This window comes from Kribbella sp. WER1 (assembly GCF_054189145.1).
In genome coordinates this window covers 8,492,272-8,518,622 of sequence record NZ_CM135186.1, presented here as the reverse complement: position 1 = coordinate 8,518,622, position 26,351 = coordinate 8,492,272, and the positions used below count along the sequence as shown (strand labels likewise).

The 26,351-nt window shown below is 69.7% G+C and carries 29 protein-coding genes; 13 read left to right on the top strand and 16 right to left on the bottom strand.

Annotation, left to right across the window (positions count from 1 at the left end; all coding sequences use genetic code 11):
- Positions 1–40: 40 nt before the first annotated feature.
- The 4 genes from ACXJJ3_RS41360 to ACXJJ3_RS41345 are packed head-to-tail and all read left to right on the top strand — an operon-like array spanning position 41 to position 4,200.
- A complete protein-coding gene (locus ACXJJ3_RS41360) occupies positions 41–661 on the top strand; it encodes a chemotaxis protein CheB (protein ID WP_458167540.1) in 621 nt (206 codons plus the stop codon).
- Positions 661–2,532: a CheR family methyltransferase gene (locus tag ACXJJ3_RS41355; protein ID WP_458167539.1), complete on the top strand. Its 1,872-nt coding sequence runs from the start codon at positions 661–663 to the stop codon at positions 2,530–2,532. The genes ACXJJ3_RS41360 and ACXJJ3_RS41355 overlap by 1 nt, the downstream gene beginning before the upstream one ends.
- 9 nt (positions 2,533–2,541) lie before the next feature.
- Positions 2,542–3,462, top strand: a complete 921-nt coding sequence (locus tag ACXJJ3_RS41350) for a GAF and ANTAR domain-containing protein (RefSeq protein WP_458167538.1) — start codon at positions 2,542–2,544, stop codon at positions 3,460–3,462.
- A gap of 15 nt (positions 3,463–3,477) precedes the next feature.
- Complete coding sequence (locus ACXJJ3_RS41345; protein ID WP_458167537.1) at positions 3,478–4,200, top strand: GAF and ANTAR domain-containing protein; 723 nt, start codon at positions 3,478–3,480, stop codon at positions 4,198–4,200.
- A 129-nt stretch (positions 4,201–4,329) separates the two neighbouring features.
- Here the strand turns inward: ACXJJ3_RS41345 and ACXJJ3_RS41340 are convergent, their stop codons facing one another.
- Positions 4,330–4,551 (bottom strand): hypothetical protein, encoded by a 222-nt coding sequence (locus tag ACXJJ3_RS41340; protein ID WP_458167536.1) that lies wholly within the window; start codon positions 4,549–4,551, stop codon positions 4,330–4,332.
- A 225-nt stretch (positions 4,552–4,776) separates the two neighbouring features.
- Here ACXJJ3_RS41340 and ACXJJ3_RS41335 point away from each other — a divergent pair, with 225 nt between their 5' ends.
- The gene (locus ACXJJ3_RS41335) at positions 4,777–5,817 is read left to right on the top strand and encodes a phosphotransferase family protein (RefSeq protein ID WP_458167535.1); all 1,041 of its coding nucleotides are present in this window, start codon (positions 4,777–4,779) and stop codon (positions 5,815–5,817) included.
- Here ACXJJ3_RS41335 and ACXJJ3_RS41330 read toward each other — a convergent pair.
- Complete coding sequence (locus tag ACXJJ3_RS41330; RefSeq protein ID WP_458167534.1) at positions 5,807–6,532, bottom strand: helix-turn-helix domain-containing protein; 726 nt, start codon at positions 6,530–6,532, stop codon at positions 5,807–5,809. The two genes, ACXJJ3_RS41335 and ACXJJ3_RS41330, sit on opposite strands and share 11 nt — an antisense overlap.
- 72 nt (positions 6,533–6,604) lie before the next feature.
- On the opposite strand from ACXJJ3_RS41330, the gene ACXJJ3_RS41325 reads away from it, so the two are divergent.
- Both ACXJJ3_RS41325 and ACXJJ3_RS41320 read left to right on the top strand, forming a co-directional pair.
- Positions 6,605–8,116 carry an FAD-dependent oxidoreductase gene (locus ACXJJ3_RS41325; protein WP_458167533.1) on the top strand — a complete coding sequence of 504 codons (1,512 nt, stop codon included), beginning with the start codon at positions 6,605–6,607 and terminating at the stop codon, positions 8,114–8,116.
- 21 nt (positions 8,117–8,137) lie between these two features.
- Positions 8,138–9,271 (top strand): glycoside hydrolase 5 family protein, encoded by a 1,134-nt coding sequence (locus ACXJJ3_RS41320; protein ID WP_458167532.1) that lies wholly within the window; start codon positions 8,138–8,140, stop codon positions 9,269–9,271.
- A 105-nt stretch (positions 9,272–9,376) separates the two neighbouring features.
- Here the strand turns inward: ACXJJ3_RS41320 and ACXJJ3_RS41315 are convergent, their stop codons facing one another.
- The 4 genes from ACXJJ3_RS41315 to ACXJJ3_RS41300 form a co-directional block, all read right to left on the bottom strand.
- Complete coding sequence (locus ACXJJ3_RS41315) at positions 9,377–9,874, bottom strand: SDR family NAD(P)-dependent oxidoreductase (protein WP_458172003.1); 498 nt, start codon at positions 9,872–9,874, stop codon at positions 9,377–9,379.
- A gap of 140 nt (positions 9,875–10,014) precedes the next feature.
- On the bottom strand, positions 10,015–10,356 hold the full coding sequence (locus tag ACXJJ3_RS41310) for a GNAT family N-acetyltransferase (RefSeq protein ID WP_458167531.1): 342 nt from the start codon (positions 10,354–10,356) through the stop codon (positions 10,015–10,017).
- Complete coding sequence (locus tag ACXJJ3_RS41305; RefSeq protein ID WP_458167529.1) at positions 10,353–10,826, bottom strand: carboxymuconolactone decarboxylase family protein; 474 nt, start codon at positions 10,824–10,826, stop codon at positions 10,353–10,355. Before ACXJJ3_RS41305 ends, ACXJJ3_RS41310 begins: the two co-directional genes overlap by 4 nt.
- Positions 10,827–10,855: 29 nt before the next feature.
- Positions 10,856–11,545: a helix-turn-helix transcriptional regulator gene (locus tag ACXJJ3_RS41300; RefSeq protein ID WP_458167527.1), complete on the bottom strand. Its 690-nt coding sequence runs from the start codon at positions 11,543–11,545 to the stop codon at positions 10,856–10,858.
- A 53-nt stretch (positions 11,546–11,598) separates the two neighbouring features.
- On the opposite strand from ACXJJ3_RS41300, the gene ACXJJ3_RS41295 reads away from it, so the two are divergent.
- Complete coding sequence (locus ACXJJ3_RS41295; RefSeq protein WP_458167526.1) at positions 11,599–12,180, top strand: DUF2249 domain-containing protein; 582 nt, start codon at positions 11,599–11,601, stop codon at positions 12,178–12,180.
- On the opposite strand, the gene ACXJJ3_RS41290 is transcribed toward ACXJJ3_RS41295, so the two are convergent.
- Genes ACXJJ3_RS41290 through ACXJJ3_RS41275 form a run of 4 tightly spaced genes read right to left on the bottom strand, consistent with a single transcriptional unit; the run spans position 12,164 to position 15,036 of the window.
- The gene (locus tag ACXJJ3_RS41290) at positions 12,164–12,874 is read right to left on the bottom strand and encodes an aminotransferase class I/II-fold pyridoxal phosphate-dependent enzyme (protein ID WP_458167524.1); all 711 of its coding nucleotides are present in this window, start codon (positions 12,872–12,874) and stop codon (positions 12,164–12,166) included. The two genes, ACXJJ3_RS41295 and ACXJJ3_RS41290, sit on opposite strands and share 17 nt — an antisense overlap.
- A 40-nt stretch (positions 12,875–12,914) precedes the next feature.
- Positions 12,915–13,553, bottom strand: a complete 639-nt coding sequence (locus ACXJJ3_RS41285; RefSeq protein ID WP_458167523.1) for a GntR family transcriptional regulator — start codon at positions 13,551–13,553, stop codon at positions 12,915–12,917.
- Positions 13,550–14,356, bottom strand: a complete 807-nt coding sequence (locus ACXJJ3_RS41280; protein WP_458167522.1) for a cytochrome c biogenesis CcdA family protein — start codon at positions 14,354–14,356, stop codon at positions 13,550–13,552. The genes ACXJJ3_RS41285 and ACXJJ3_RS41280 overlap by 4 nt, the downstream gene beginning before the upstream one ends.
- Positions 14,356–15,036 (bottom strand): DsbA family protein, encoded by a 681-nt coding sequence (locus ACXJJ3_RS41275; RefSeq protein ID WP_458167521.1) that lies wholly within the window; start codon positions 15,034–15,036, stop codon positions 14,356–14,358. Before ACXJJ3_RS41275 ends, ACXJJ3_RS41280 begins: the two co-directional genes overlap by 1 nt.
- A gap of 130 nt (positions 15,037–15,166) precedes the next feature.
- Between ACXJJ3_RS41275 and ACXJJ3_RS41270 the strand changes: the two genes are divergently transcribed.
- On the top strand, positions 15,167–16,720 hold the full coding sequence (locus ACXJJ3_RS41270; RefSeq protein ID WP_458167520.1) for a N,N-dimethylformamidase beta subunit family domain-containing protein: 1,554 nt from the start codon (positions 15,167–15,169) through the stop codon (positions 16,718–16,720).
- Here the strand turns inward: ACXJJ3_RS41270 and ACXJJ3_RS41265 are convergent.
- The 6 genes from ACXJJ3_RS41265 to ACXJJ3_RS41240 are packed head-to-tail and all read right to left on the bottom strand — an operon-like array spanning position 16,717 to position 23,240.
- Positions 16,717–17,688, bottom strand: coding sequence for a cytochrome c oxidase assembly protein (locus tag ACXJJ3_RS41265; protein WP_458167519.1), 972 nt, complete (start codon positions 17,686–17,688; stop codon positions 16,717–16,719). The genes ACXJJ3_RS41270 and ACXJJ3_RS41265 overlap by 4 nt on opposite strands.
- 48 nt (positions 17,689–17,736) lie before the next feature.
- On the bottom strand, positions 17,737–19,260 hold the full coding sequence (locus tag ACXJJ3_RS41260; protein WP_458167517.1) for an inositol monophosphatase family protein: 1,524 nt from the start codon (positions 19,258–19,260) through the stop codon (positions 17,737–17,739).
- Positions 19,257–20,339 (bottom strand): ABC transporter ATP-binding protein, encoded by a 1,083-nt coding sequence (locus tag ACXJJ3_RS41255; protein ID WP_458167516.1) that lies wholly within the window; start codon positions 20,337–20,339, stop codon positions 19,257–19,259. Before ACXJJ3_RS41255 ends, ACXJJ3_RS41260 begins: the two co-directional genes overlap by 4 nt.
- Before the next feature lie 8 nt (positions 20,340–20,347).
- The gene (locus ACXJJ3_RS41250) at positions 20,348–21,175 is read right to left on the bottom strand and encodes an ABC transporter permease (RefSeq protein ID WP_458167515.1); all 828 of its coding nucleotides are present in this window, start codon (positions 21,173–21,175) and stop codon (positions 20,348–20,350) included.
- Complete coding sequence (locus ACXJJ3_RS41245) at positions 21,175–22,086, bottom strand: ABC transporter permease (RefSeq protein ID WP_458167513.1); 912 nt, start codon at positions 22,084–22,086, stop codon at positions 21,175–21,177. The genes ACXJJ3_RS41250 and ACXJJ3_RS41245 overlap by 1 nt, the downstream gene beginning before the upstream one ends.
- Entirely contained in the window at positions 22,083–23,240 is a 1,158-nt protein-coding gene (locus tag ACXJJ3_RS41240; RefSeq protein WP_458167512.1) for an extracellular solute-binding protein, read from the bottom strand. Before ACXJJ3_RS41240 ends, ACXJJ3_RS41245 begins: the two co-directional genes overlap by 4 nt.
- Positions 23,241–23,539: 299 nt before the next feature.
- Between ACXJJ3_RS41240 and ACXJJ3_RS41235 the strand changes: the two genes are divergently transcribed.
- The 4 genes from ACXJJ3_RS41235 to ppk2 are packed head-to-tail and all read left to right on the top strand — an operon-like array spanning position 23,540 to position 26,344.
- On the top strand, positions 23,540–23,980 hold the full coding sequence (locus ACXJJ3_RS41235; RefSeq protein ID WP_458167511.1) for a pyridoxamine 5'-phosphate oxidase family protein: 441 nt from the start codon (positions 23,540–23,542) through the stop codon (positions 23,978–23,980).
- A 19-nt stretch (positions 23,981–23,999) separates the two neighbouring features.
- Positions 24,000–24,965: an Acg family FMN-binding oxidoreductase gene (locus tag ACXJJ3_RS41230; protein ID WP_458167509.1), complete on the top strand. Its 966-nt coding sequence runs from the start codon at positions 24,000–24,002 to the stop codon at positions 24,963–24,965.
- Entirely contained in the window at positions 24,965–25,507 is a 543-nt protein-coding gene (locus tag ACXJJ3_RS41225; protein ID WP_458167508.1) for a flavodoxin domain-containing protein, read from the top strand. Before ACXJJ3_RS41230 ends, ACXJJ3_RS41225 begins: the two co-directional genes overlap by 1 nt.
- A 39-nt stretch (positions 25,508–25,546) precedes the next feature.
- A complete protein-coding gene (ppk2, locus tag ACXJJ3_RS41220) occupies positions 25,547–26,344 on the top strand; it encodes a polyphosphate kinase 2 (protein ID WP_458167507.1) in 798 nt (265 codons plus the stop codon).
- Positions 26,345–26,351: the final 7 nt, after the last annotated feature.

The window sequence follows — 26,351 nt, the reverse complement described above, 5'->3', positions numbered from 1 at the left end:
CGATAGGCTCAGGGGGTGTACACCAGAAGTCGCCCGGATCATGAGTCAGCCTGATCTGGGCCGTACCGCGTCCGGCCAGCAGGGCGATCGGTTCGACATCGTTGCGATCGCCTCGTCGGCCGGTGGCATCCGCGCGCTCAGCCAGGTGCTCGGCGCGATCCCGTCCGGGTTCCCGGTGCCGGTCGTGGTCGTGCAGCACCTCGACCCGCGCCACGAGACCGTGATCGCCGACGTGCTCGGCCGCCGCAGTCCGCTGCGGGTGAAACTCGCGCGGGCCGGCGAGCGCGCCGTACCCGGCACCATCTACGTCGCCCCGCCGAACCGGCACCTGCTGGTCGGGGCGGACGGCGAGCTGACGTTGTCGAACAGCGAGCTGGTGCACTTCGTCCGTCCGTCGGCGGATCTTCTGTTCGAGTCGGTGGCCGGTGCCTACGGTGCGCGCGCGATAGCCTGCGTGCTGACAGGTTCGGGGAGCGACGGGGCGATGGGAGTGAGTGCGGTCAAGTCACGAGGTGGCACAGTGATCGCCGAAGACCCGGAGTCGGCGGAGTTCAGGGGGATGCCGGAGGCGGCGGTCGGTACCGGGTCGGTGGACTTCGTGCTGCCGCTGGACGAGATCGCGGACGTGATCGTCGCCCTGGCCGACGCGAGGAGCACGTGATGGCAAGCGCCGAGGACGACGGCCTGAATCCCGACCTGGAGCTGCTGCTGGCGTTCATCCGCGACGCCCGCGGCTTCGACTTCACCGGCTACAAGCGCTCGTCGCTGGCCCGCCGGATCCGCAAACGGATGAACGACGTCGGCGTCGCGGAGTTCCTCGACTACCGGGATCTGCTGGAGACCAGCGCCGACGAGTTCGACTTCCTGTTCAACACGATCCTGATCAACGTCACGAGCTTCTTCCGTGACGCCGAGAGCTGGACGTACCTGCAGCGGGAGATCCTGCCGGACCTGCTCAGCACGATCGGCTCGGAGGAGGACGTCCGGGTCTGGAGCGCGGGCTGCTCCAGCGGCGAGGAGGCGTACTCGCTGGCGATCATCTTCGCGCAGGCCCTCGGGATCGAGGAGTGCGCCCGACGGGTGAAGATCTACGGCACCGACGTGGACGAGGAGGCGCTGCGCGAGGCCCGCACCGGCGCGTACTCGGCCAAGTCGCTCGAGGCGCTCCCGGAGGAGCTCCGCTCGGTGTACTTCGAGCAGAGCGGCCCGCGGTTCGTCTTCCGGTCCGACCTGCGGCGCCGGGTGATCTTCGGCCGGCACGACATCACCCGGGACGCCCCGATCTCGCGCCTGCACCTACTGGTCTGCCGGAACACGTTGATGTACTTCAACGTCGAGGCGCAGCAGCAGATCATCGACCGGTTCCACTTCGCGCTGCGCGAGGAGAGCTACCTGTTCCTCGGCAAGGCGGAGATGCTGCTGTCCGACGGCGAGCGGTTCGACGTCGTCAGCATGCGCCAGCGGATCTTCCGCCGGCGCCTCGGCAAGGCCGCCCCGCAGCACCAGACTGTCCCGCTACGGCTCGACCCGACGTCCGTGGTGGAGCTGCGCGACGTCGCCCGCAAGCGGCAGGTGCGCGACCTGGTGATCGAGACAGCGCCGAACGCGATGATCTCGGTCGACCTGGACGGCGTCATCCTCCAGCTGAACAGCCAGGCCCGCGCCCAGTTCGGACTCACCTCCCAGGACGTCGGCCGGCCGTTCCGGGACCTCGAGGTCTCCTACCGGCCCACCGAACTCCGCTCGCTGATCGAGCAGGCGCATTCCGAGCGTCGCGCGGTCCGGGTGAACGGCGTCGAGCGCCGGCTGTCCGCCGAGGACGTGCAGTACCTCGACATCATCGTGCAGCCGCTGACCGCCGACGACGGCGTCGTGGTCGGCTCGTCGGTGGTGTTCGTCGACACCACCACGCTCACCCGGTTGCAGCTCGAGGTGAAGCGGAACCGCGAGGACCTGGAGACGGCGTACGAGGAACTCCAGTCGACCAACGAGGAACTCGAGACCACCAACGAGGAACTCCAGTCCAGCATCGAGGAACTGGAGACCACGAACGAAGAGCTCCAGTCGACCAACGAGGAACTCGAAACCACCAACGAGGAACTCCAGTCGGGCAACGAAGAGCTCGAGACGATGAACGAGGAGATCCGGATCCGCAGTACCGAGCTCGACGAGGCGCGCACGTTCCTCGAGGGCGTGCTGGCCAGCGTCGCGGCCGGGGTCGTGGTGCTCGACGGCGAACTCCGGGTCCGCAGCTGGAACCGCGGTGCCGAGGAGCTCTGGGGGCTGCGCGGCGACGAGGTCCAGTGGCAGCCGTTCTTCCAGCTCGACTTCGGCCTGCCGACCGACGGTCTGGTCGAGGTCGTACAGCGGTGTCTGACCTCCGGCGCCCGCACCGAGCCCGTCGACCTGGTCGCGGTCAACCGCAAGGGCCGGACGATCAAGTGCTCGGTGATCTGCTCGCCGCTGGACAGCCAGTCCGAGGGCGTCGTGCTGCTGATGGAGGACACCCAGGAACCCGAGGAAGAGGGTTAGAATCGCCACGTGGTGAGTGGGCTGTCCGGCTGGATCGGACCCGCTCGGGAGCATGCCGACCTTGAGCGCGCCCGGGCGGAGCGTGCTGCCGCGATCGCCCGGCGGCACGAACAGCTCGCGCTCACCGGTCCGGACGGGTTGCGCGCCGTGCACGAGCGGCTGGGGATCGTCCACCGCCGCAGCGAAGAGCGGCATCGGATCTCCGCCAGGCTGCACGACACCCACATCCGGCGACTCACCCGCTGGTTTTCGGCCGCGGACCTGAGCGGCGACCGGCCACGGCTGATCTCGGCCGTCGCCGAACTGCTCGGCGCCCGCAGCGCCGGGATCACGCTGCTCAGCTCCCGGCAGCTCGAAGCGTCGGTGATCGCCTCTGATCCACTCGCCGCGGCTGCCCAGGACCTCGAGGTCACACTGGGTGAGGGCCCGATCCACGAGTCGGCCGCGACCCGGCGGCCGGTGGTCGCGACCGAGGACTCACTGCGCCGGCGCTGGCCGCATTACTCGCCCGCCGTCAGGGCCCTCGGCGTACGGTCACTCGCCGTGGTTCCGCTGGGATCGGCGGAGCGGTGCGTCGGTGCGCTCGCGGTGTTCGACCCGCCGCGGCCGGAGCCGCCGCAGCCGCGGACCGCGGATCTCGAAGAGCTGGCCGACGCGCTCACGCACACGATGCTGCTGACCGAGGTCTGTCTCGCCCAGTTCCACGACGAGGGCGACGAGGGCATTGTGGCCGCGCCCGGGGATCTTCTGGAGTCCTCCCAGCAGTGGCTTGTCGTCCATCAGGCCGCCGGGATGGTCGCCGCCCAGTGCGACTGCAGTGTCGAGGACGCGTTCACGCTGGTCAGGGCGCGCGCGTTCGCGGAGGACGTCCACATGACCGAAGTGGCGCGGCGGATCGTCGACAAGCGTCTACGGCTGGACATCGCATAGGGAGGCGAAGGTTCGATGGGGGTAGGTGAGCACCAGGCGTTCGACACGCTGTCCGGTCTGGTCGCCAGATTCGTCGCCGAGGCGGACCTCGGCAGCACGCTGGGATGGCTCACGGATCGGTGCGCCGAACTGCCCGGCGTCAGCGCGTCCGGCCTGATGCTGGCCGACCGCGACGGCGCCCTCGACAACATCGCGGCGTCCTCCGAGCCGACGGACCGGCTGCAGCAGCTCGAGCAGCAGATCGTGGAAGGACCCGCGCACGACAGCTACGACAGCGCTACCCGGATCGACTGCCTCGACCTGGCCGGTGCCGGCGATACGTGGCCGCAGTACGCCGTCGCCGCGTCACAGCGGGAGCTCCGCGCCGTCCACGCCTTCCCGCTGCTGATCCTCGGACGGGCCGTCGGGACGTTGACGATGTTCCGCAGTACCACGGGCGCGCTGGGGATCGACGTACTCGAAGCCGGCCAGGCCCTCGCGAACACGGCCGCGCTGGGCGTCGAGGGGCACCACGCCACGCAGTACCACACGCTCGCCGACCAGCTGCAGATCGCGCTGGACAGTCGAGTGCTGATCGAGCAGGCGAAAGGGCTGCTCGCCGAGCGGCTCGGCGTCAGCCTCGAGGAGTCGTTCACTGTCCTGCGGCAGCACGCCCGGCGGAACGGGCGGCGTCTCGTCGACGTCGCCACCGAGGTACTGAACGGTAGTCTCGCGCTTCCCGCGAAGCCGCAGCGGTAGGCCGAGCTTCCGCCGGCCGCACCTACGCCATTTTCGTGCGGCCGGCGGAGGCTCACCGCCGGGCGCCCTCCACACCCGGACGACGAGAGGAGACTCGTCCGAGTCCCCCGGCGTCCATCAGCGGCTCAGTCACTCGCCGTGACGCGCCGCGCGCTGGTCCAGCTCGCGCTGCAGCCGCTGCCGATAGATCTGCAGCCGGATATTGATCACCCGGGGCCCGCCGTCGGGCGACCGCGAGCGTTCCGTCAGCTCGGTGTCGAGCGAGGCGAGTGCTTCCGACAGCTCGGTCGTCAGCCACGAGTCGAACGTGGCCGAGCGGCCCAGACGATCCAGGTAGGCGGACGTCGTCATGTGGTCATCAGACCCCCCAGCGCGGTGTTCACAGGCGCCGGGTCCGGGGCGACCTCATTCAGTGCTTTCACGCTACCACTCGGCGCAGTACCACAACAGATCTGCTGTCACAGCAGCCCCGTTATTTGCTGCCAGCAACCACCACCACGGACAGCAGCTTCCGACGGCATCCTCCTTGCCGGAAAGTCTGTTGCGGAGCCGCCGCAGCAGCGCGACGCTGGGCGGATGGACGCCGACTGGGTTTACGAGCTGCTGGATCGCGCCGGCGTACGGGACGTCCGGACGGTGGCGGTGCGCGACACCGGCGCATTCAACTCGTCGACGGCCCGGCTCCGGGTGTCGTTCCGGAGCAGTCCGGACGCGCAGTTCGTCGCGAAGCGGCCCGCTGACAACGATTGGAGCAGGGCGGCGGCCGTCGACGAGGCACGGTTCTACACCCTGGTTGCGACCTTGCCGGACCATCCGCCGGTCGTCCCGCACTGCATCGCGGCGGCGGCGGACGGTGATGCGCCGTACGTGCTGCTGGAAGATCTCTCCACGACGCACCGCGAGCCGGTCACGCGGGCCCAGATCATCCAGCGGCCGAGCACCATGCCCGCGATCGAGGACCAGCTCGCCGTCGTCGACACGCTGGCCCGGTTGCAGGCCTATTGGTGGGGGCGACCAACGCAGGCGGAGGCGTTTCCGGGCTACTGGTCCACCGAGGGCTTCGACCAGTACGCCCGGCGACGCCGCGCCGCATGGGACGCCGTACTCGCGGAGAACCGCTCGTGGCTCCCGCGCGACACGGTCGAGCTGTACGAGAACACCTTGGACCGCCTCGCGACACACTGGAGCAACTGGCTCCGACCGCGGGTGACCGATCGGATCACACTCGTCCACGGCGACGCGTACTTCTGCAACTACCTCTGCCCGCGCCCGGGACGGTCAGGACCGGCGTACCTGATCGACTGGCAGAGCGCGTCCTTCGACATCGGGGCGATCGACCTGGCGAACCTGATCGCAACTTTCTGGAGCCCGGATCAACGCCGCGACCGCGAACAGGTCCTGCTGAGCGAGTTCCATACCCGGCTGGTCGGGTACGGCGTCAGCGGATACTCCTTCGACGAACTGCTCGACGACTACCGGTTCGGGCTCGTCTACTGGCTGCTCATGCCCGTGCAGGACGCGTACAGCGGCGCGCCGCGTGACTATTGGTGGCCGAAGATGCGATGCCTCGCCGGCGCGTTCCAGGACTGGGACTGCGGCCGACTGCTCACACCCTGACCGTTGGGCGGTACTGGGAGGGCGACTGGGCGTTGTGGTTGCTGAAGACGCGGCTCAGGTAGAACGCGCTTCGGAAGCCGCAGCGCTCGGCGATTGTTTGCAGGGTTTCGTCGGTTTCGGCGAGGAGGTCGCGGGCCGTACCCAGGCGGAGGCGGCGGAGGTAGTGGGCAGGGGTCAGGCCGTGGGCCGCCTTGAAGCGACGGGACAGCTGGGCGGGACTGATACCGAGTAGATCGGCGAGGTCGCCCAGCGAGAGGTCCGGGGACGTGAAGTGGTCGTGGAGGTACGCCGTTGCCGCGCGGACCAGCTCGTCGCCGGGAGCGTCGCGGTGTGCACGCACCGCCATCAGGACGAGGTCCGTGACGACATGGGTCGCGATCAGATCTGTGTGGGCGTCGCGGGCTTCGAGCATCGTCAGGTCCGCGCGGAGGCGGTCGAGGTCGCGGAGCCGGGTCCGGCCGATCGGCGGCTCGAGCTCGGTGCTGAACCGTGCATGGAAGAAGGCGGCCGGCGTCTGCATCCGGCGCCACAGGTCACCGCCCGGCGGGCAGATCACGATGTCGCCGAACGTCGCCGTCCCCCGCGGTACACCGCTGACCTCGAAGGCGAACGCGCCGCTCCTGGGCAGCAGCAGGCACCACGTCTCGTACGTGTCGACGGCCAGGCTGAACTGCTCCCGGCGCGCGGCGAGCAGGTACCCGTCGAGCGTGAGCATGACAAAAAAGTACATGCGGATGCTCAGATCCGCTATGTCATGGAAGATCAGTGCAGCGGCAGAGTGCATGCCATGGTCGATGTCTGTGTGTACGGCGGCAACGCCGCCGGCTGTGTCGCCGCGATCGCCGCGCGGCAGGAAGGCGCGTCGGTCGTCCTGATCGAGCCGAGCCGCTGGCTGGGCGGGATGCTCGGCGCGGGAATCAAACCGCGGCAGGACTGCCCGCTTCCCGCCGCGGTCGGCGGTCTGACGAAGGACGCCGTGTTCGGTTTCGGCGAGCACCCGCAGGACGTGCAGCGAAACTTCCGCCGGTGGGTCGAGGACGCCGGGATCGAGGTGTACTACGAGCGCCGCGTCCGCTCGGTCACCCGCGACGGGAATCGGATCACCGCCGTCCACCTCGAGACGTCGACGCCCGACCGCTGGGGCGTCCCGCTGCCGGCCGGCGCGGCGGTCCCGGACGTCGACGTACGGGCGGAGGTCCTCATCGACGCGTCGTACGAGGGCGACCTGATGGCGCTCGCCGGAGTCCCGTACCGCACCGGCCGCGAGTCGCGGGACGAGTACGGCGAGGACCTGGCCGGCGTCCAACCGGTCACCAACTGGACGCCGATCGACCCGTACGTCACGCCCGGCGAACTGCTCCCCCTCCTCGACGCCGATCACGGCCGCGCTCTCGGGGACGCCGACGACTACGCGCAGGCGTACAACTTCCGCTTCTACGTGACCACCGACCCCGCCGCCCGTACGCCGATCACGCCGCCCGACGGCTACTCCCCCGCCGACTACGAGTTGGTACGCCGGTACGTGCAGCACCTCAGCGCCGACCTCGACGCGCTGCGCGGGATCTTCCCGGGCTGGCTGAACTCCGGCGAGTACAACTACCAGCGCGCGTCCCTGATCACGAACGCCCCGCTCGGACTCAGCCGCGAATACCAGGACGGCGACTGGGACAGCCGGGCGCGGGTCTGGCGGCAGCACATCGACTACCTCCGCGGGCTGCACCACTTCCTGTCGACGGATCCCGCCGTACCGGCCGAGTTCCGGGCCGAGACCGCGGCGTACGGGCTGGATGCCGGAATGTTCCCCGAGACCGACGGCTGGCCGCCGCAGCTGTACATCCGGGTGTCGCGCCGCCTCGACGGCGTCTACACGATCACCCACGACGACGTCGCGAACCTGACCGACCCCGACGACAGCGTCGGCCTGGCGCTCTTCGGCGTCGACGTCTATCCGGTACGCCGGATCCCGCACCGCGACCCGTCCACCGGGCAGCTCGGCGTGGCCACCGAGGGCGACATGTTCATCGGCGGCCACCTCGGCACCGGCCGGCCGTACCCGGTCCCCTACCGCGCGATCATCCCCGCCGACTGCGGCAACCTGCTCGTCCCGGTCTGCCTGTCCGCCACCCACATCGGCTACGCGGCGACCCGGATGGAGCCGGTCTTCTGCGTACTGGCCGAGTCCGCGGCCGTCGCGGCGGTGCAGGCCGTTCGCGCGCGGACCGACGTACAGGCCGTCGACATCCCCGCCCTGCAGACCCGGCTTGTCCAGCGGGGGCAGGTCCTCGCCTGGCGTCCCTGAACATCGGAGAGACTGAGCCCCATGATCAACTCGAACCGCCCGGCCTTCGGCGTGAACTACGTGCCGCGGCAGCAGTGGTGGAACGCCTGGCAAGACTTCGACGAACGCTCGATCGCCGACGACCTGGCCGCGATCGCCGCGCTCGGGTGCGACCACGTCCGGATCCAGTGCCTGTGGCCCGTGTTCCAGCCGTTCCCGACGACCGTCTCGGGTACCGCGATGAACCGGCTGTCGGTGCTGCTCGATCGCGCGCACGATGTCGGCCTCGACGTCTGGGTGACCGTACTGAACGGGTTCCTGTCCGGCTGGGTGTTCCGGCCGCCGTGGGTTCCGAAGGCGAACCTGTTCACCGACACGCTCGCGGTATCGGGCGCCAAGACCCTGATCAGCGCGGTCGCCGAACTGGTCGCCGCCCACCCGGCCGGCGCCGGCATCGACCTCGGCAACGAGCCGAACATGCTGGTCGGCTTCGAGCACGAGCAGGTCACCACGCAGCACCTGGACGACTGGGCGCGCACGCTGATCGGCGCCGCGCACACCGCGGCGCCCGAACTGCCGGTCGTCCTCGGGGCGGACCACCAGCCGTGGACCACGTCGCACACCGGCTTCACACCCGCGCTGCTCGCGAACGAGCCCGATCTCACCACGGTCCACGCCTGGCCGTTCTTCAGCGGCTTCATCGGCCACTTCGGCGAGGAGAACGACCTGGCCTGGTCGATCGGCGCGTACCTCGCGCAGGTCGCGGCCGCGCACCAGACGACGCCGAAGCCCATCTGGATCCAGGAGATCGGCGTCGCGCCCGAATGGGTCAGCGACGTCACCGTCGAGCACGCCACCGAGCGGCTCCTCCGCCACTCGCTCGCGGTCCCCGGCGTCACCGCGGTGACCTGGTGGGCCTCGCACGACATCCGCCCCGAGTACGGCGGGTTCGCTCCGCTCGAGTACGGCCTCGGCCTGCTCGACATCGACAACCACACCAAGCCCGCCGGCCAGCGGTTCGCCGAGGTCGTCGCCGACCTTCGCAAGACTCCCCCGCAGCCCGAGCTCGCCCCGGCAACCGTCGTACTGCCGGACGACCACATCGCCGGCCTCGACTTCACGACCACGTGGGCCAACGCCTGGTCCGACGGACGGCCGCCGCGGATCAGCCGCTGATGTCGAGGCGCATGTCGCAGTTGGGCAGGTTCTGGCCGCGGATCCTGTTGTCGTCGTTCGCCCGATCCACCACGAAGCCGAACCGTTCGTACGGCCGGACGGCCGTCATCCGGGGTCCGGGGTGACGCCGATGAAGAACTCGCCGTACTTCCGGGGGCCGTAATAGTCGCCGCCCTGGACGGCGGGCGCGGTCGCGGCGTACAGGATCGGGAGCGTGCCTTCGGGGACCGGTTGGGAGAGGGCTTTCGTCAGCGCGTTGAGCGGTCGCGCTACCGCACCGAGGCCTTGGTTGCGGGCGCCCGCGCCGCCCATTTCCGTGCCGGTGAAGCCGGGGTGCGCGGCGACGCTGATCACCGGAGAGCCCGCCGCCTCGAGCCGTTCCTGCAGTTCCAGGGCGAACATCAGCACGGCCAGCTTGGACTGCGAGTACGCATACGCCATCCGGAACCGCCGGCGCTCGAAGTTCAGATCCTCGACATCGAACCCCTTGCCACGATGCGCGATGCTCGACACAGTCACGACCCGCGCGTCCTCGGCCGCGCGCAAGGCGGGCATCAACAGCCACGTCAACGCGGCATGGCCCAGATAGTTGGTCGCCAGGATCGACTCGTACCCCTCCGGCGTACGCCGCTAGCACCGTCGCCGCCCGCAACCCCAGCCCCGAGTTCGCCCCGGTCACCACGACCGTCCGCCCGGTCTGGTCGCCGATGTCGTCGTCGGCCCATCCGCCCATGGCGGCGAGCCTACTTCTCGCGGGCTGCGACCGCGCGCAGGTGTTCCGGGCGTGGTTTGACGACGTGTTCGCCGTACTCCGGATGCTTCGGGAGCCAGGCAGCGACGTACGGGCAGACCGGGACGATCGAGTACCCCTGGGCGATGATGTCATCGACCACCGCCCGGACCAGCTGCGACGCGAGGCCCTGCCCGCTGTAGTCGTCGGACACACCGGTGTGGAAGAGCACCCGCTGCTCGTCGACGTCGACGTAGTCCTCCTCGCCGATCACCGCACCGGACTCGTTGTCGATCAGGACATACCTGGATTCCTCGGGCCGGTTCCGTACTACGAAACGCTGATCGGCACTCACTGGATCACCTTTCCGTCGGCGTCGCGAGCCCGGACCGGGTACTCGCTCAGGATCGAGATGCGGTTGAACGCGTTGATCGTCACCACCACCCACTCGGCCGCGACGAACCCGTCGACGCCGAGGACCACCTGCGCGGCCTCGAGGTCGGCGCGCCGGTCGTCGTTCAGCGGGAGCACCGTGCCCGCCTCGGCGATCGCCAGTACGGCGGTCTCCCGGCTCGTGTAGAGACCGGTCTCGCGCCAGGCCGGGAGCACGTCCAGCTTCTGCGCCGGGACGCCGGCCTGCCGGGCCTTCCGCGAATGCAGGTCGAGACACGACGCGCACCCGTTCAGCTGCGAGCAGCGGACGTTGATCAGCTCGATCTCCGGCACGGTAAGTCCCCGCGCGACCGCCGCCGTCCGGATCTCCTCCACGTAGACCTTCGCCGCCTGCCACGCCTCCGGCATCGCCTTGTCCAGGAACGGTCGCATCGCTCTCCTCTCGCGTCCTGGAATGGTAGTCACTGTCCGGAGGAGGTGTCCGCCAGGTGGACGATGCAGAGGTCCGGCTGGGCGAAAGGTTGCAACCTGTCGACGGAGATGGGGGAATTCCAGGATTCGATGGCGCCCTGCATCAGGCCGAGGTGGATCGCGCAGACGACGTCGGAGCGTTCCTCGGCGAGCTCGAGAAACGGGCAGTGCCGCAGGCCGATGCGAGGATGCCCGCCGGCCGGAAGCTGCTCCGGAGCGAATCCCAGTTCCTCAAGCAGACCGGTCAGCCCCCCAACCACGTCAGCCGCCTCCGACGCAGCCGAGGTCGGCGTCGGGGCCCGCATCGGGGCCGGGTCGGCCCGAGGTGGGGTCTGGGTGCGGGACCAGTGGCGGCCGGCTTCGGTTGCTCGGGTGGTGGGGTTGGGGTCGGTGGCGAGGCTTGCGGTGAGGATGTCGGCGAGGACGCGGTAGTGCCGCGGCCCGGTCGGGTCCATCCGGCGTACTGCCTGGAACATCAGCGGCGGACGTCCCGGCCGCCCCCGGCCGCCCGTCGTCCGCTCGACCTGCCCGTTGCCGACCAGGGTCTCCAGGTGGAAGCGCGCGGTGTTGACGTGGATCCCGAGCCGCGCGGCGATTTCCGGGAGGTCCATCGGCCGGTCCGCGTCCCGCAGCACCCGCAGCACGTCGGCACGACGCCCCGGATCGACTCGCATCGTCATGCTCTAGAGTTTACACAACCGGGACTTGTAGAAATTCTAGGGAGGGATTCGAGATGACAGCGGTACCGGAGCTCGACGTGCGGGAGATGCGGAAGCCTGACAAGCATCCGGCGATCTTCGCGCGGTACGGCGAGCTGCCCGTGGGTGCGGCGTTCGTGCTGGTCAACGACCACGACCCGCGGCATCTGCGCGACGAGTTCGAGGCGGATCACGCCGGCAGCTACGGCTGGGAGTACCTCAGCCAGGAGCCCCGCGACTGGCGGATCCGCATCACCAAGCTCGCCACTACGCCGCTCCCCCGCGTACTGGTCGACACCAGCACGGTCCCCGACGACGGGACCGGCGCGATCTGGAAGCTCGAGGCCCGTCAACGCGACCTCGACTCGAACGTCATCGCGCTGGCACCAGGGCAGCACATCGACGCCCACAACGGCCCGGACCTCGACGTACTCATCCACATCCTCGCCGGCAGCGGCAAATTGACCACCGAACTCACGACCGTCGACCTGGAGCCCGGCGCTCTCGTCTGGCTACCGCGCCGCTCACAGCGCCAGTTCACCGCCGGACCGGACGGCCTCCGCTATCTGACAGTCCACCAGCGCCGGCAGGCACTCCTGCTCAGCCCACCGCAGTGACCAGGCGGGTGATGGCTTCGTCGACGGTACTGCGAGGGCAGCCGAGGTTCACGCGCATGTAGCCGTGCCCTTCCACCCCGAACTTCTGGCCCTCGTCGAGCCAGAGCCGGGCCTTCGTGAGCATGAACTTGTCGAGCGCCTCGGCGTCGAGTCCGAGACCGCGACAGTCCATCCAGGTCAGGTACAGCGAGTCGGCAGAGAGCACCCGTAGCTTGTCCGTGGCGGAGTTCACCGTGTCGGCGAACCGGCGATGGTTGCCGCGCAGGTACGTCAGCAATTCCTCCAGCCACGGCTCGCCGTGCGTGTACGTGCGAACTCCGGCCCCAGCGAGGCGAACGGGACGTGCTTCTTCGACGAGTTGATGATCAGGTCCTGGTGGATCTCGTCCGCGACGACCAGCACCCCGTGCCGCGCGCAGATCTCCCCCATCGTGCGCAGTTCGTCCTCGGACCAGACGTTCCCGGTCGGGTTGTGCGGATGGCTGAGGATGAAGGAAGTGCGCGTACACCGGTGGCTGGATCAGCACCGAGTCACCTGGCGCCGAGAACGCCTGTACGACGGTCTTGAGCGTGGTGATGATCCCCGCCGTCACCAGCACCCACTCGCGCGGCACCTCCCACCCGAACCGGCGCGCCTGCCAGCCGACGACCGCGTCCAGGTAGCTCACGGACGGGCCGTCCGGGTACCCGAACACGCCGTAGTCGACGGCGTCGTGGAGCGCGTCGAGGACCCCCTCATGTCACCTTCCCTGGATTGCCTTCCAGTGCGTGGCTGCGGGCCTGGTGCTCGTCCAGATGCGTCGCGAACGCGGCCCAGTCCCCCGCCTCCGCATCGTCGAGCAGCCCGCGGTGTTCCTCGATCACCTGCTCCGGCTCGTCGGTGATCCGGCCCGCGCTGTTGATGATCGACAGTTGCTGGCGGTCCTGGAGCCGGTCGTACATCGCCAGCATCGTGCCGTTCCCGCCGAGCTCGACGAAGGCGCGGTGGAACCGCATCGCGAGCTGCGTGAACGCCGGGAAGTCGCCCGCGTCGAGCGCCCGCTCCTGCTCGTCCAGGTTCCCGGTCAGCGCCTCGCGCAGGCGTCCCCGCTCCCGCGCACCGGCCCGGCGTACCCCGGCCGACTCCAGCGCGTGCCGCACCTCGGCGGACTCGCGGACCTCGGCCGGCGTCAACTCCCGGACGAGAGCCCCGCGTTGCGCGTAGATCCGTACCCATCCCTCGTCCTGCAGGCGGGCGAGGGCCGCGCGCACCGGCGTACGGCTCATCGACAGGGACGCGGCCACCTCGTTCTCGCTGAGCATCGACCCGGGCGGATACGTCCCGTCCATGATCCCGCCGCGGACGAAGGCATGCGCCCGATCCGCCGCGCTCACTCGGACACCTTCGAACGCCGCAGCCGCAGTACGCCGACCGCGGCGACAACCAGCAACGCGACCCCGATCAGCGCGGTGTCGGGTATGTGCGCCGCGAAACTCGCGGCCCGCTGCTCCAACGCGGACTGCGAATCCACGGACGTCAGCCCGGAGAACCCGTCGGTGACCAGCAGCAGTACGCCGACCGCCGCCGTGATCACGCCCGACACGATCTGCGTCCACGTCGTCCGCACCGGCCCCACGTCCACCATCCGCGGCCGTACGACGACCCGCGCCCGCGGCCACACTAGTGCGAGCACCACCAGCGGAGCCGCCATCCCGAGCGCGAACACCGCCATCATGACCCCGCCGTACGCCGCACTCGCACCGAACGCGGCGTACGTCAGCACCGACCCGAGCAGCGGACCCGAGCACGCACCGGTCAGGCCGTAGACCGTCCCGAGCAGATACACCGAGAAGGCCGACGTACTGCGAGCCGGCGCACTGGTCCGACCGGGCAGCCGCAGCCCGAGCGCCTGATAGCAACCCAAGGCGATCAGCGCGCACGCCACAACCCGGCTGAAGGTCCCGCGATGCTCGACCAGGAAGGACCCGAGCCCGCCCGCCAGAACACCGAGCGGCACGAGCGTCGTGAGCAGACCGGCGTAGAACACCGCCGTCCGGCCGATCAGCTTGCGCGGATCGTCGAACGTGTACGCGAAGAACGCCGGCAGCAGCATCACCGAGCACGGGCTCAGCAGACTCAACAGCCCGGCGAGAAGCGCCGCCGCGAGCCCGATCTGCACCCCTGCCTGGAGGTCCATCAGCTATGCGCCTTCAGCCGTTGCTCGATGACCTGCTGGAAGACCGACACGGGCTGCGCGCCCGAGACCGCAACGTTGTCGATGGCAAAGAACGGCACCGTGTTCAGACCGAACTGCTGCGCCAGCGACGCGTCCGACTCGACCGCCGTACGCAGGCTCTTGTCGGCCAGGTCCCGCTCGAAGCGAGCCTGGTCCGGGACGCCGGCCTGCTTCGCGAACGCGATCAGCTTCGCGCGCGGCAGCGGCGGATGGCCCTTCGCCGGCGCGGCCTTGTGCACGGCCTCGAGGTACTCCCAGAACTTCCCCTGCCGCCCGGCGGCGCGCCCCGCGATCGCGCCCTGCAACGACTCCTCGCCGAACAGCGGCAGGTCGCGGAACTCGTACCGCACCAGCCCCTTGTCGATGTACTGCTTGACCAGCGTCGGCAGCGTCTCCCGGGTGAACTGCGCGCAGAACGGGCACCGGAAGTCGGCGTACTCCACGATCGCCACCGGCGCCTCCGGATCGCCCAGCGCCAGCGGGTCCCCGGCCTTCCGATGCGCGAGCCCTGGATCGTCGGCCTTCGCCGGATCGGTTGGGGTCGAGGACGCGGCCGCCGCGGGTTTGTCGTCACCACCGCCCTGCACCGACACCCCGATCAGCACCGCGCCGGCGATCGCAATCGCCGCCAATGGCGCCACCCGTAGATACAACGCCCGCCGCTCCATGGCCTCCCGCTCTCGATCAACTGAAGTACAACTAGGATACAAGCTCTCAGCATTTGCTCATCAAGGGCTGTCTACGATGCTTCCCGGACTCGGGAGGTGCTGGTTGAGGGGTGCGAGACTGCTCGCTGTCGTGGTCGCTGCGCTGCTCGTCGTGAGCGGCTGCCAGGGACAGACGAGCGGCGCCGGGCAGGGGCAGGTCGACATCGGGCCGGAGCAGAGCGAGGCCGCCATCGGGTGGGGGCGCGAGCCCTGGCAGATCCCGAACCGGCTGGTCGCCGGGCCGATGGAGCTCGCGGGGTACGCCGATCACACCAGCGTCCGGAGCGGCGAACCGTTCCGGCTGTTCGTCACCTCGTCCGCCGGCGCGTACACGATCCGCGCCTACCGCATCGGCTGGTACGGCGGTGCCGGCGCGAAGCTGATCTGGAGTTCGCCCAGCCTTCCCGGCAAGAACCAGCCGCAGCCGGAACACACCGCGGCCCGGATGATCACCGCGATCAACTGGACACCATCGCTGACCGTCCAGACCAAGGGATGGCCCGCGGGCAGTTATCTCCTGCTGCTGCGCGGCGCGAACGGCAAGGAGAAGTACATCCCGTTCATCGTCCGGTCGGACACGGCGCGCGACGCGGTACTGCTCGTCGACGCGGTCAACACCGAGGAGGCATACAACGCCTGGGGCGGCTACTCGCTGTACCACGGTCCGCACCGCCGCGCGGGCGTCCGCTCGCTGATGGTCACGTTCGACCGCCCGTACGACTTCGACGGCGCCCGCGGGATCCTCAACGAGTTCGACCCGCTTGTCCAGGTCGCGGAGCAGAGCGGCGTACGGCTGGCGTATGCGACCAGCGTCGACCTGCTCGCGGACCCGGGGCTGCTCACCGGCGCGCGGGCGATCGTGTTCAGCGGGCACGACGAGTACTGGACGCTGCCGGCGCGGGCGGCCGTCACCCGCGCCCGCGACCACGGGACCAACCTGGCGTTCCTCGGCGCGAACTCGGTGTTCTGGCGCGTCCGGTACGGCGCGGACCCGCACGGGTCGAACCGGATCATGATCGGGTACAAGGACGCCTCGCTGGATCCGCAGCACAACGCCCCGGACACCACCGTGCACTGGCGCGCGGCCCCGCACCCGGATCCGGAGAACTCGCTCACCGGCACGCTCTACGAATGCGCGCCGGCCAAGGGCGCGTACACGATCCTGGATCCGAACTTCTTCCTGTTCGCGGGCGCCGGCGCCACGCTCGGAACGGCGTACCAGGGGCTGATCGGCGACGAGGCGGACCGCGCGTACCCGATCGCCGGGACGCCCGCGAACCTGCAGGTCGTCGCCCATTCGCCGACGACGTGCGGCGTCAAGCACACGGTCGCGGACTCGACGTACTACACGACACCGTCCGGTGCCGGCGTCTTCGGGAGCGGGACGATCGAGTGGGTCCGTGCGCTCGAAGGCCCGGACCCGGATTACAACGTGAACCAGCCGTCGGTCGACTTCGCCCGGAAGGTGACGCTCAACCTGCTCAAGGCCCTCGCCGCCGGGCCGCTCGGGCTGACGCACCCGGCCGTCGGCAACCTGGCGTCGCTGCACAACCCGGCCTCCACCGCGACCGGCACCGGCGGCCGCATCGGAGTGCTGGTCGCGATGCCGAAACCCTAGGAGCGCTTGTCCTGGTCGCCGGCGAGGCGCTGCAGCATCCGGTTGTACGCCGCGTGCGCCTCGTCGCTGTCCGGATCCAGTTCCTGGTCGGCGCCGACCTCGCTCGTGATGACGGTACGACGTACCGAATCCAGCCAGCTGCCCGTCATCCGCTCGCGCTTCACCGGTGACGTGACAACGCCGATCATCAGCCCGACGGCGGCGAACATCATCAGCCCGTCCCCCGCCGCCCACATCAACCCACCGGCAGCGTGGATGTCGGTCAACGCCGGCGGCGCCCACGACGGATGCATCCCCATCATCATCGGGAACGGGTTCCGGGTGGTCTGCAGCAGCACGATGCCGACGACAGTGTCCGGCAGCATCGCGATCAGGAACAGCACCAGCCGCAACAGGTACCCCGGGTCCGAGTGCAGCGGCTCCTCCCCCAGCAACGGCAGGAAGAACAGGTACCCGGCGACGACGTACAGGATCTGCTCGGCCGTCATCAGCCACGGGTGCATCGCCATCTGGTCCATGAACCCGGTGAGGTGCGTCGCGACGATGACCAGCGTGTAGACGGCCAGCCCGGCCGCGGGATGCGTGAGCAGGCCGACCGCGCGCGACGACACCACCCGCCGTGCCCGCGACTGCCGGTCGGGTGGAGCCGACTCCAGAGCGACCGTGATCGGATGCCCGAGGACGAGCAGGATCGGGACCATCATGATCAGCGTCAGGTGCAGCACCATGTGCATCCAGAACACCGACATCGAGTACGCGCCGATCCCGGACGCGATGCAGACCCACAGGATCACGCAGCCGAGGACGAACGACGCCGCGCGCCACGGATGCACCGTCGACCGGCCGCGCCCGCGGACCCGCAGGAAGCAGTACCCGCCGGCCAGCACCACGGCCACCGCGAGCCAGCCCGGCGCGACCCGCCAGCTGCTGAGGAACGAGCCCCAGGTCAGCGGCTCCATCCCACCCATCTCAGCCTCCGCAGATCGTCTCGTGCCAGCATCGCACACGGCGATCGGTCACCCGCGGGCGGTGCTCCAGACGGCGTACAACTCGGCCGCGTACTCCGGACGCGCCGCGAGGATCCCACCCGACACCGGCCAGACGGTCTCGTTCCCGGCATCGTCGAGGAGTACGCCGCCGGCCTCGTGCACGATCAGCGCCGCCGCCAGATGATCGATCGGGCTGAACCGGTCGATGACCGCCCCGGCCCCGCGCCCCGCGGCTGGTCCGGTCAGCGACAGCGTCCCCGAACCCATGATCCGCGCCGTACAGAAGCGGTCCCGCAACGCGTCGAAGAACGCGTACATCCCCGGCCACGCCTGATGCCCGAGCAACTCGGTGCTGACCATCATCCCGGTGAGGCTCGCGCTGTCGGCCGCCGGCAGCGCGAGCGGTACGCCGTCGCGCGCCGCACCCCGGCCAGCGACCGCCGAGAACACCTGCCCGTGCCACGTGTCGCCGACCACGGCCACGAGCGGCTCCCGGTCGATCGCCAGCGCGAGCGAGAACGACGTCCACGGCATCCCGTTCGCGAGGTTCGCCGTACCGTCGACCGGGTCGACGTACCAGCACGGCGTACCGGCCTGGGCCACGCCGCCGAGTTCCTCGCCGACGACCAGGTGGCCGGGCAGGCGCTCGGCGATGACCTCGCGGACGTGCTGCTCGACCGCGACGTCCACCGCAGTGACGTGGTCGGCAGCGTGGGCCTTGGTACGGATCACGCCCAGCTCGGCGCTGCTCGTGTAGTCGACCGCCCAGCGGGCCAGCTCCTGCGCGACGGCCGCGGCCTCGTCGAGCTCCTCGCTCGTCAGCAGCACAGGTCCCGGCGCGGCCTTCCAGAATTCCGGGCCTTCGGCAACGACCTGCTGCAGGACCCGCAACCGGTTCGTCGTCACGGCATCGGCGCCCTGGGCAAGTACCCAGCGCATCGCGTCCTCGTCGTCGACGGTCCAGCAGGCCATCCGCGCGCCGACCGCGTGCGCCGCCTCGACCAGCGCCGGGCTGAGGAAGATGTACGCCGAGTTCACGACGTCGGGCCGCAACTCCGCTACCAGCTCGGCCGACGGGAGATCGCGCCGGTCCCACGGCAACCAGATCCGCGCGTCCGCGTCGAGCGCGCGGATCGTGCGCATCGCGTCGAGGTCCCCGCACCAGGCGACGTTCGCGCTCGGCGTCTCCCGGACGACAGCGGCAGCGGGTGCCGCGCAGGCCGGGTCGGACACGTCGATCAGCAGCGTCACCGGCGTACCCGCGACCACGTCCAGCGCGTCGGCGAGCAGCGGAATCCGGTCGTCGCCGGCACCGAGCGCCGCTACCTCCGCCCAGTCGACGTCCGCGACCGAACGGTCGACTCCCCAGAGCCGTTCGAGCGTCGCGTCGTGCAGCAGAACGACCCGGCCGTCGCGGGTGACGCGGACGTCGATCTCGACCAGGTCGGCGCCGTTCTCGACCGCGGAACGGACCGCGGCGAGCGTGTTCTCCCGGTACCGCTCGACGTCTCCCCGGTGCGCGGTCAGTAGAGCTGTCGGTAGAGATGTCACCGTGCCGACCCCTGTCGTACGAGCTTGCCGTCCTCGAATTCCAGCCACTTCTGCACCCGCGCGTACCCGGCCACCCCGACCGGCGGCAACGCACCGGTCACGTACGCCCGCAGCTCGGCGTCCTCGCGCTTCACGTACAGCTCCGCGAAGTGCCCCCGCGGTACGACGCGCTCGACCGTCGCCGGCACCCACCCGTCGTTGCCGTCCGCAACCTCCGTGGAGAACGTGACGTCCTCGGGCCGGACACCGACCACGCCGGTCGCGCCGCCGCCGGACGTGATCCGCCCGTCCTCGATCCGGCCCTCGAACCGGTTCAGGCTGCCGATGAACGTCGCGACGAACTCGGTCGCGGGCGCGCTGTACAGGTCGACCGATGTACTGAACTGCTCGATCCGGCCGTCGTTCATGACCGCGATCCGGTCCGACATCGACATCGCCTCCTCCTGGTCGTGGGTGACCACGATCGTGGTGATGCCGAGCCGCTGCTGGATCTCGCGGATGTCCTCGCGGACCTTGACCCGCAGCTTCGCGTCCAGGTTGCTGAGCGGCTCGTCGAGCAGCAGCAGCTCCGGCTCCTGGACGAGCGCGCGGGCGAGCGCCGTCCGCTGCTGCTCGCCGCCGGAGATCCGCGCCGGGCGCGAGTCCTTGTGGTGCATCAGGTTGACCAGCGCGAGCGCCGCGTCCACCCGCTCGCCGATCTCCTTCTTGCCGAGCTTGCGCAGCTTGAGCGGGAAGCCGACGTTCTTCGCGACGGTCATGTGCGGCCAGAGCGCGTAGTTCTGGAACACCATCGCGCTCGGCCGCTGCTCCGGTCCGAGCCGGACCACCTCGCGGCCGCCGACCTTGATCGAGCCCTCGTCCGGGGTCAGGAAGCCGGCGATCATCCGCAGCGTCGTCGTCTTGCCGCAGCCGGACGGGCCGAGCAGCGACACCAGTTCGCCCGACGTGACGCTCAGGTCGAGGCTGTCGATGATGGTCCGGCCGCCGAGCGCCTTGTGCAGACCGCTGATCTCGAGCCCGGCGGCGGCCCGCTCGGAGGGCGCCTCGGTGGCGGTGGTCACGGTGGAGTTGGTGGTCACGGTCGCCTCTACTTGATCTGGAAGCCCTCGGCGAGCTGGCCGCCGATGATGTGCTTCTGCGCGGCCAGCAGCAGCGCGACGGAAGGGATGGCGAGCAGGATCGAGAAGACCGCCGCCACCTGGGTCGGATAGTTGAGCACCAGGCTGTACATCTCGGTCGGCATCGTCATGTAGTCCGGCGCGCCGACGAGGTACGTGCCCTGCGCCTCGTCGAAGGACGCCAGGAAGCTCATGATCGCCGCCACCAGGATGCCCGGCAGGGCCATCGGCAACGTGACGCTGAAGAACGTCCGCAGCTTCGACGCCCCGGCGTCCCGCGCGGCCTCCTCGAGACTGCGAGGTACGGCGGCGAACGCGGCGGCCGGGATCCAGGTCATGAACACCACCGTGCCGAGCACGTGCACGATCAGGATGCCGAGGATCGAGTTCATCAGGTTCAGCGCGTAGAACAGCGCCGCCAGCGACACGAACAGGCCCATCTTCGGGAACGCGTTCGCGGCGAACAGCCCGATCAGGAAGAACCGGCGTCCCGGGAACGAGAACCGCGCGAACGCGTACGCCGCCGGCAGGCAGACCACCGCGGACGCGAGCACCGTGATCGGTGCGAAGAACAACGAGTTCTGGACGGCGACGCCGAGCGCGTGGTCCTGCGAGACGACGCTCCACCAGTGCAGGGTCCAGCCGTCCGGCAGCAGGTTCGGGTACGTCCAGCTCTTCGCGAACGCGTGCACCGCGAGCCAGGCGAGCGGGCCGATGATGAAGATCGCCAGCGCGAGCGCGAAGATCGTCGCGACCGCGCCGCTGACCGCCCGCCGCGCGGCGGTTGCCGTGGCCATCAGACCGCCCCGCTTTCCTTGGCCGAGCGGAAGTTCGCCCACACGTAGACAGCGGCGATTCCGGACGCGATCGCGAACACCACGAACGCCATCACGACGGACTGCTGCGGCTGGTTGAACGCCGAGAAGTAGTTCGACATGTCGACGCCGAGCATGTTCGGCGAGTTCGGCCCGGTGAAGTACGGAACCGTGAACGAGCCGAGCGTTCCGATCGCCGTGAACGTCGTCGCGATCACGATCGGCACGCCGGCCATCGGCACCAGCACCGACGTCACCACCCGGAAGAACGAGGCGCCAGCGTCCCGGGCCGCGTCGATCATTGCCTGCGGCACCGACTGCAGTCCGGACGAGACCAGCAGCGTCGCGAACGGCAGCGAGGTCCAGACCGACCCGATGATCACCGTGACCATCGTGAACGACCAGATCGGGAACTCGACCCCGAACTGCGCGGCCACGCTGCGCAGGAACCCGTCCGCGGAGTAGAACCCGAGGATCGCCCAGGACGCGATCACCACCGGGATGAACAGCGGGATCACCGCGAGCGCCGACAGCACCTTGCCCAGCACCCCGCCGCGGCACTTCAGGTACAGCCCGATCGTTGTCGCGAGCAAGATCACCACGGTGGTACTGACCAGCGTGACGACGACCGTCACCACCAGGTCGCCGAGGAACCGCTGGTCCGAGAACAGGTCGGCGTACGCACCGAACGTCGGCGCGGCGCCGTTCGCGTGGTGCACGTTCTGGCCGATCAGCGCGATCGTCTTGTTCAGGCCGCCGGTGAACCCGAAGCTGAAGCCGAACGCGAGCACGATCGGGAAGCCGATGAACAGCGCGATCAGCACGATCGGCGGCAACGCCATGAACAGGCCGCGGGTCTGTCCCCCCTTGCTCCGCCGCCCCGGCCCGCTCACTTGCCGGGTACCTTCTCGTCCCACAGCTTGTTGAGGTCCTTGCCCATCTGGTCGAAGTACCCCTTGCGCAGGTTCCGGGTGTCGGCGTTCGCGAACTTCGCCGTCACCTCGGCCGGCAGCTTGTCCGACGAGATCGCCGGGTAGCCCGAGATGTCCTTCACGATCGACGCCTGCTGGGCCGGCTCGAGGACGAAGTTCACCAGCTTCAGCGCGGCGTCACCGTTCGGGGTGTTCGCCGGGATGCCCAGGTACGCGGCACCGCCGGTGAACGACGGGTCCGAGATCTGCGCGGCCTTCACGGTCGCCGGGATCGAGCCGTTCGCGACGCCGGTGGTGAACTGGTCGGACCAGACCGGGGCCATCGAGATCTGGCCGTGCGCGAGCAGGTCCAGCGTCTGCTGGTTGCCGTTCGGGTAGACGCCCTTCTGGTACACGTACGGGTTCAGGCCCTTGAGCTCGGCGAATCCCTTGTCCCAGTTGGACTCCAGGTCCTTCTCGTACCCGACCGTCATCTTCTCGCGGGCGTCGGCCGGCACGTACTTGTCGAGCACCGTGGCGACGAACGCCCCGCCCGAGCCGCCGGACTTCGGCGAGTTGTACGTGAACTTGCCCGGGTGCGCCTTGATCCAGGCGAGCAGGTCGTCGAGCGTCTTCGGCGGCGTCGGCACGGTCTTGGTGTCGTACGCCAGCAGGACCGACGAACCGCGGTACGGGATGCCGCCGGTACCGCCGGCCTTCACCACGTCGGCGGGGATGTCCGACAGTGCCGGGATCTTGCTCGCGTCCACCGGCTGCAGCAGGTTCGCGGCCGAGGCCTTGGCGACGAAGCCGCCGTCGACGATGTCGAACCCGGGGTCCTTCTTCTGCGCGACCGAGCTGGCCAGCTTGGCCATCGTCTGGGCGTCGTGCTCGCCGTGCAGGTCGAGCGTGACGTCGACCGTGTAGCCCGGGTTCGCCTTCTCGAAAGCGGGCTTGAGGTCCTTCTCCCAGAGCGTCTGGACGTTCGTGTCGCCGCTGAGGAAGACCCGGACGGTCTTCGTCCCGGACTCCCCACCGGCGTCGGTGGAACCGGTGCTCTTCTGAGCACAGCCGGCGAGCCCGAGGGCCGCGGCGGCGATCGCCGCGGTGGCCCCGACGGCAGACGTGAGCTTCACACAAAGCCTCCTGATCGAGCGCCGCGCTCAACCCGCGCAGCGGCAATTCGGCGAACGCTATCCTCACAGCGACGCCCCGGGCAATGCTGCCTCCGACCAGGTTGCCAGGCGCGTCAATTTGTTTTAACAAATCGGAACGCATTGGGGAAGATCTTTCCACCGGCGAGTTTCGCAGGGCGCCGGGCCACAGAGCACTGTGCCTCCCGCCGTCCGGGACTTTCGGCCCTGGCTGCGATCCGGCGCCGTGCCGAGGCTTGAGGAGTGGGCGCCTCGGTCCACGTCGTTCGAAGGACCCCGTGATGAGCACACGCCGACTGTCCGACCGCTCCCGGCTCGAGATTCTCGCCCCGGCGGAGTGCCTGCGGCTCCTCGAGTCGGTCCCGCTCGGCCGGCTCGTCTACACGTACGCCGGACTTCCCGCGGTCCGGCTGGTCAATTTCGTGCTCGACGACGACACGATCGTCTTCAGCACCGGGCAGGGCGACAAGTTCCGGGCCGCCGAACGGGGTGACGTGGTCGCGTTCGAGGCCGACGACACGGACCCGGAACGGCAGGTCGGGTGGACCGTGACGGCGATCGGTCACCTGTCGGTGGTCACCGAGGACGAGGCGGCCGAGCTGCGCCGTACGCTCGCGCTGCACTCCTGGATGCCGATGGACGAGCCGCAGCTGGTCCGTCTCGGGATCGAGTCCGTCCAGGGCCGCCGCCTTGTGCCGTGGGGCAAGGTCCTTCTCGGCTGAGAATCAGGAGGTGTTCGCTGTGGCCGATCAGCTTGCGGCGCACGACGTCGACGTACTGCTCTCGGCAGCCGTCGCCGCGCCGAGTATGCACAACACACAGCCGTGGCGGTTCCAGGTCGAGGGTCACGTGGTCGACGTGTACCTGGACGGATCGCGGACGCTGCCCGCCGAGGACCCGACGGGGCGGGCGATGCGGATCGCAGCCGGTGCCGCCACCTTCAACCTGCGGTGTGCGGCCGAGACCCTCGGGTACGGCGCGTGGTTCGGGCTGGCGCCGTACCCGGAGGAGCCCGACCTGCTGGCCCGGATCGTGCTCGAACCGGCCGCGGCGCGGGACGACGAGCTGACCGACCTCGCGCGGTACATCCCGTACCGGCACACCGACCGGGAGCCGTCCGACGCGTTCCCGATCGCCGAAGCGGTCCGGGTCGCGTTGATGCAGGCGGCACATGCCGAGGGGGCGGAGCTGACCTGGCTGGGGGCCGACGACATCCGGATTGTCCTCGACCTGATTGTCGACACCGATCTGCGCGAGATCCACGACTGGCAGCGGCGGGCCGAGCGGTCCCGGTGGGTCGGCGGCGAGCGACTCGTCGACGGCGTACCCAGCACGGCGCTCGGTCCGCGCTCGGCCGGCTATCCCGCCGCGGTCCGCGACCTCGGGACCCGCCCGGCCGATCGGCAGCGCGCCGAACGCCGGTTCGAGCAGCACCCGGACCTCGCCGTACTGTCGACCGACTCCGACGAACCCGCCGACCACGTCACCGCGGGCGCCGCCCTCGAACGCGTGCTGCTCACCGCGACCCGCGCCGGCGTCAGCGCGTCCTTCCTCAACCAGCCGCTGGAGTACGACGACCTGCGCCGCGCGGTGCAACGCCGTACCGGCCGCCCCGGTCACGCCCACATGATCATCCGCTTCGGCCACGACCGCTCCCACCGCACCACGGGCCGCCGGCCGGTCGGCGACTTCCTCGAGGAGCCGTGATGTCCAAGAAGGTGCTGGTCGCCTACGCCAGCAAGACCGGGTCCACGGCGGGCATCGCCGAGGCGATCGGCGACGAGCTGCGCGCGCACGGGCACCAGGTCGACGTCCTCGACGTCGCGGGCGTGCACGACCTCGCGCCGTACGACGCCGTCGTCCTCGGCAGTGCGATCTACCTCCGGCGCTGGCGCCGGGAGGCGATCCGGTTCCTGCGGCACAACGTCGACGCGCTCCGGCAGCGGCAGGTCTGGCTGTTCCACAGCGGGCCGGTCGGGCCGGACAAGGAGCAGGCGCAGGCGATGCCGCCCGCGGTCCGGCACTTCGCGCACGAGATCGGCGCGACGGCCGCCGTCACGTTCCCCGGCCGCCTCGACCCGGCGACCGCGACCGGCCTCCTGTCCCGGCGGCTGGCCAGCGGCACCCTGGCGGGCGACTTCCGCGACTGGGACCGCGTCCGCGCCTGGGCCGCCGACATCGGTGCCGCGCTCACCGCCACCGAACGGAGCACCTGGCACCGGCCACCCGCCGGGCACTTCCTCGGGTGAATGCTGGGATCCGGGTCGCGGATGCGGCATCGTGCAGACATGACGAAGAGGGTGCCGAAGAAGGACTACGAGCGGGAGCTGCTCCGCCTGCAGGCCGAGCTGGTCAAGTTGCAGGAGTGGGTGCGGGCCGAGAAGGCCCGGGTCGTGGTGGTGTTCGAGGGCCGCGACGCGGCCGGGAAGGGCAGCACGATCAAGCGCGTCACGGAGTACCTGAACCCGCGCGTCGCCCGGATCGCCGCGCTCCCGGCGCCGACCGAGCGCGAGCGCACCCAGTGGTACTTCCAGCGCTACGTCGAGCACCTGCCGGCCGCCGGTGAGATCGTGCTGTTCGACCGCAGCTGGTACAACCGGGCCGGTGTCGAACGCGTGATGGGGTTCTGCACCAACCAGGAGTACGCCCGGTTCCTGCACCAGTGCCCGATCTTCGAGCGGCTGCTGATCGAGGACGGCGTACTGCTGCGCAAGTACTGGTTCTCGGTCAGTGACAGCGAGCAGGAGAAGCGTTTCCGCAGCCGGCTGGAGGATCCGATGCGCCGGTGGAAGCTGTCCCCGATGGACCTGGAGTCGATCTCCCGCTGGGAGGACTACTCACGGGCGAAGGACGAGATGTTCGTCCACACCGACATCCCCGAGGCGCCGTGGTACGTCGTGGAGAGCGAGGACAAGCGCTCCGCCCGGATCAACATGATCGCGCACCTGCTGTCGACGATCCCGTACCACGAGGTGCAGCGGCTGCCGCTCGACCTGCCGCCGCGGCCGCCGTCCAAGGGGTACGAGCGGCCGCCCCGGGACATGCAGACCCAGATCCCTGACCACGCCGCGAAACTCCGCGGCTGAGGTCCGC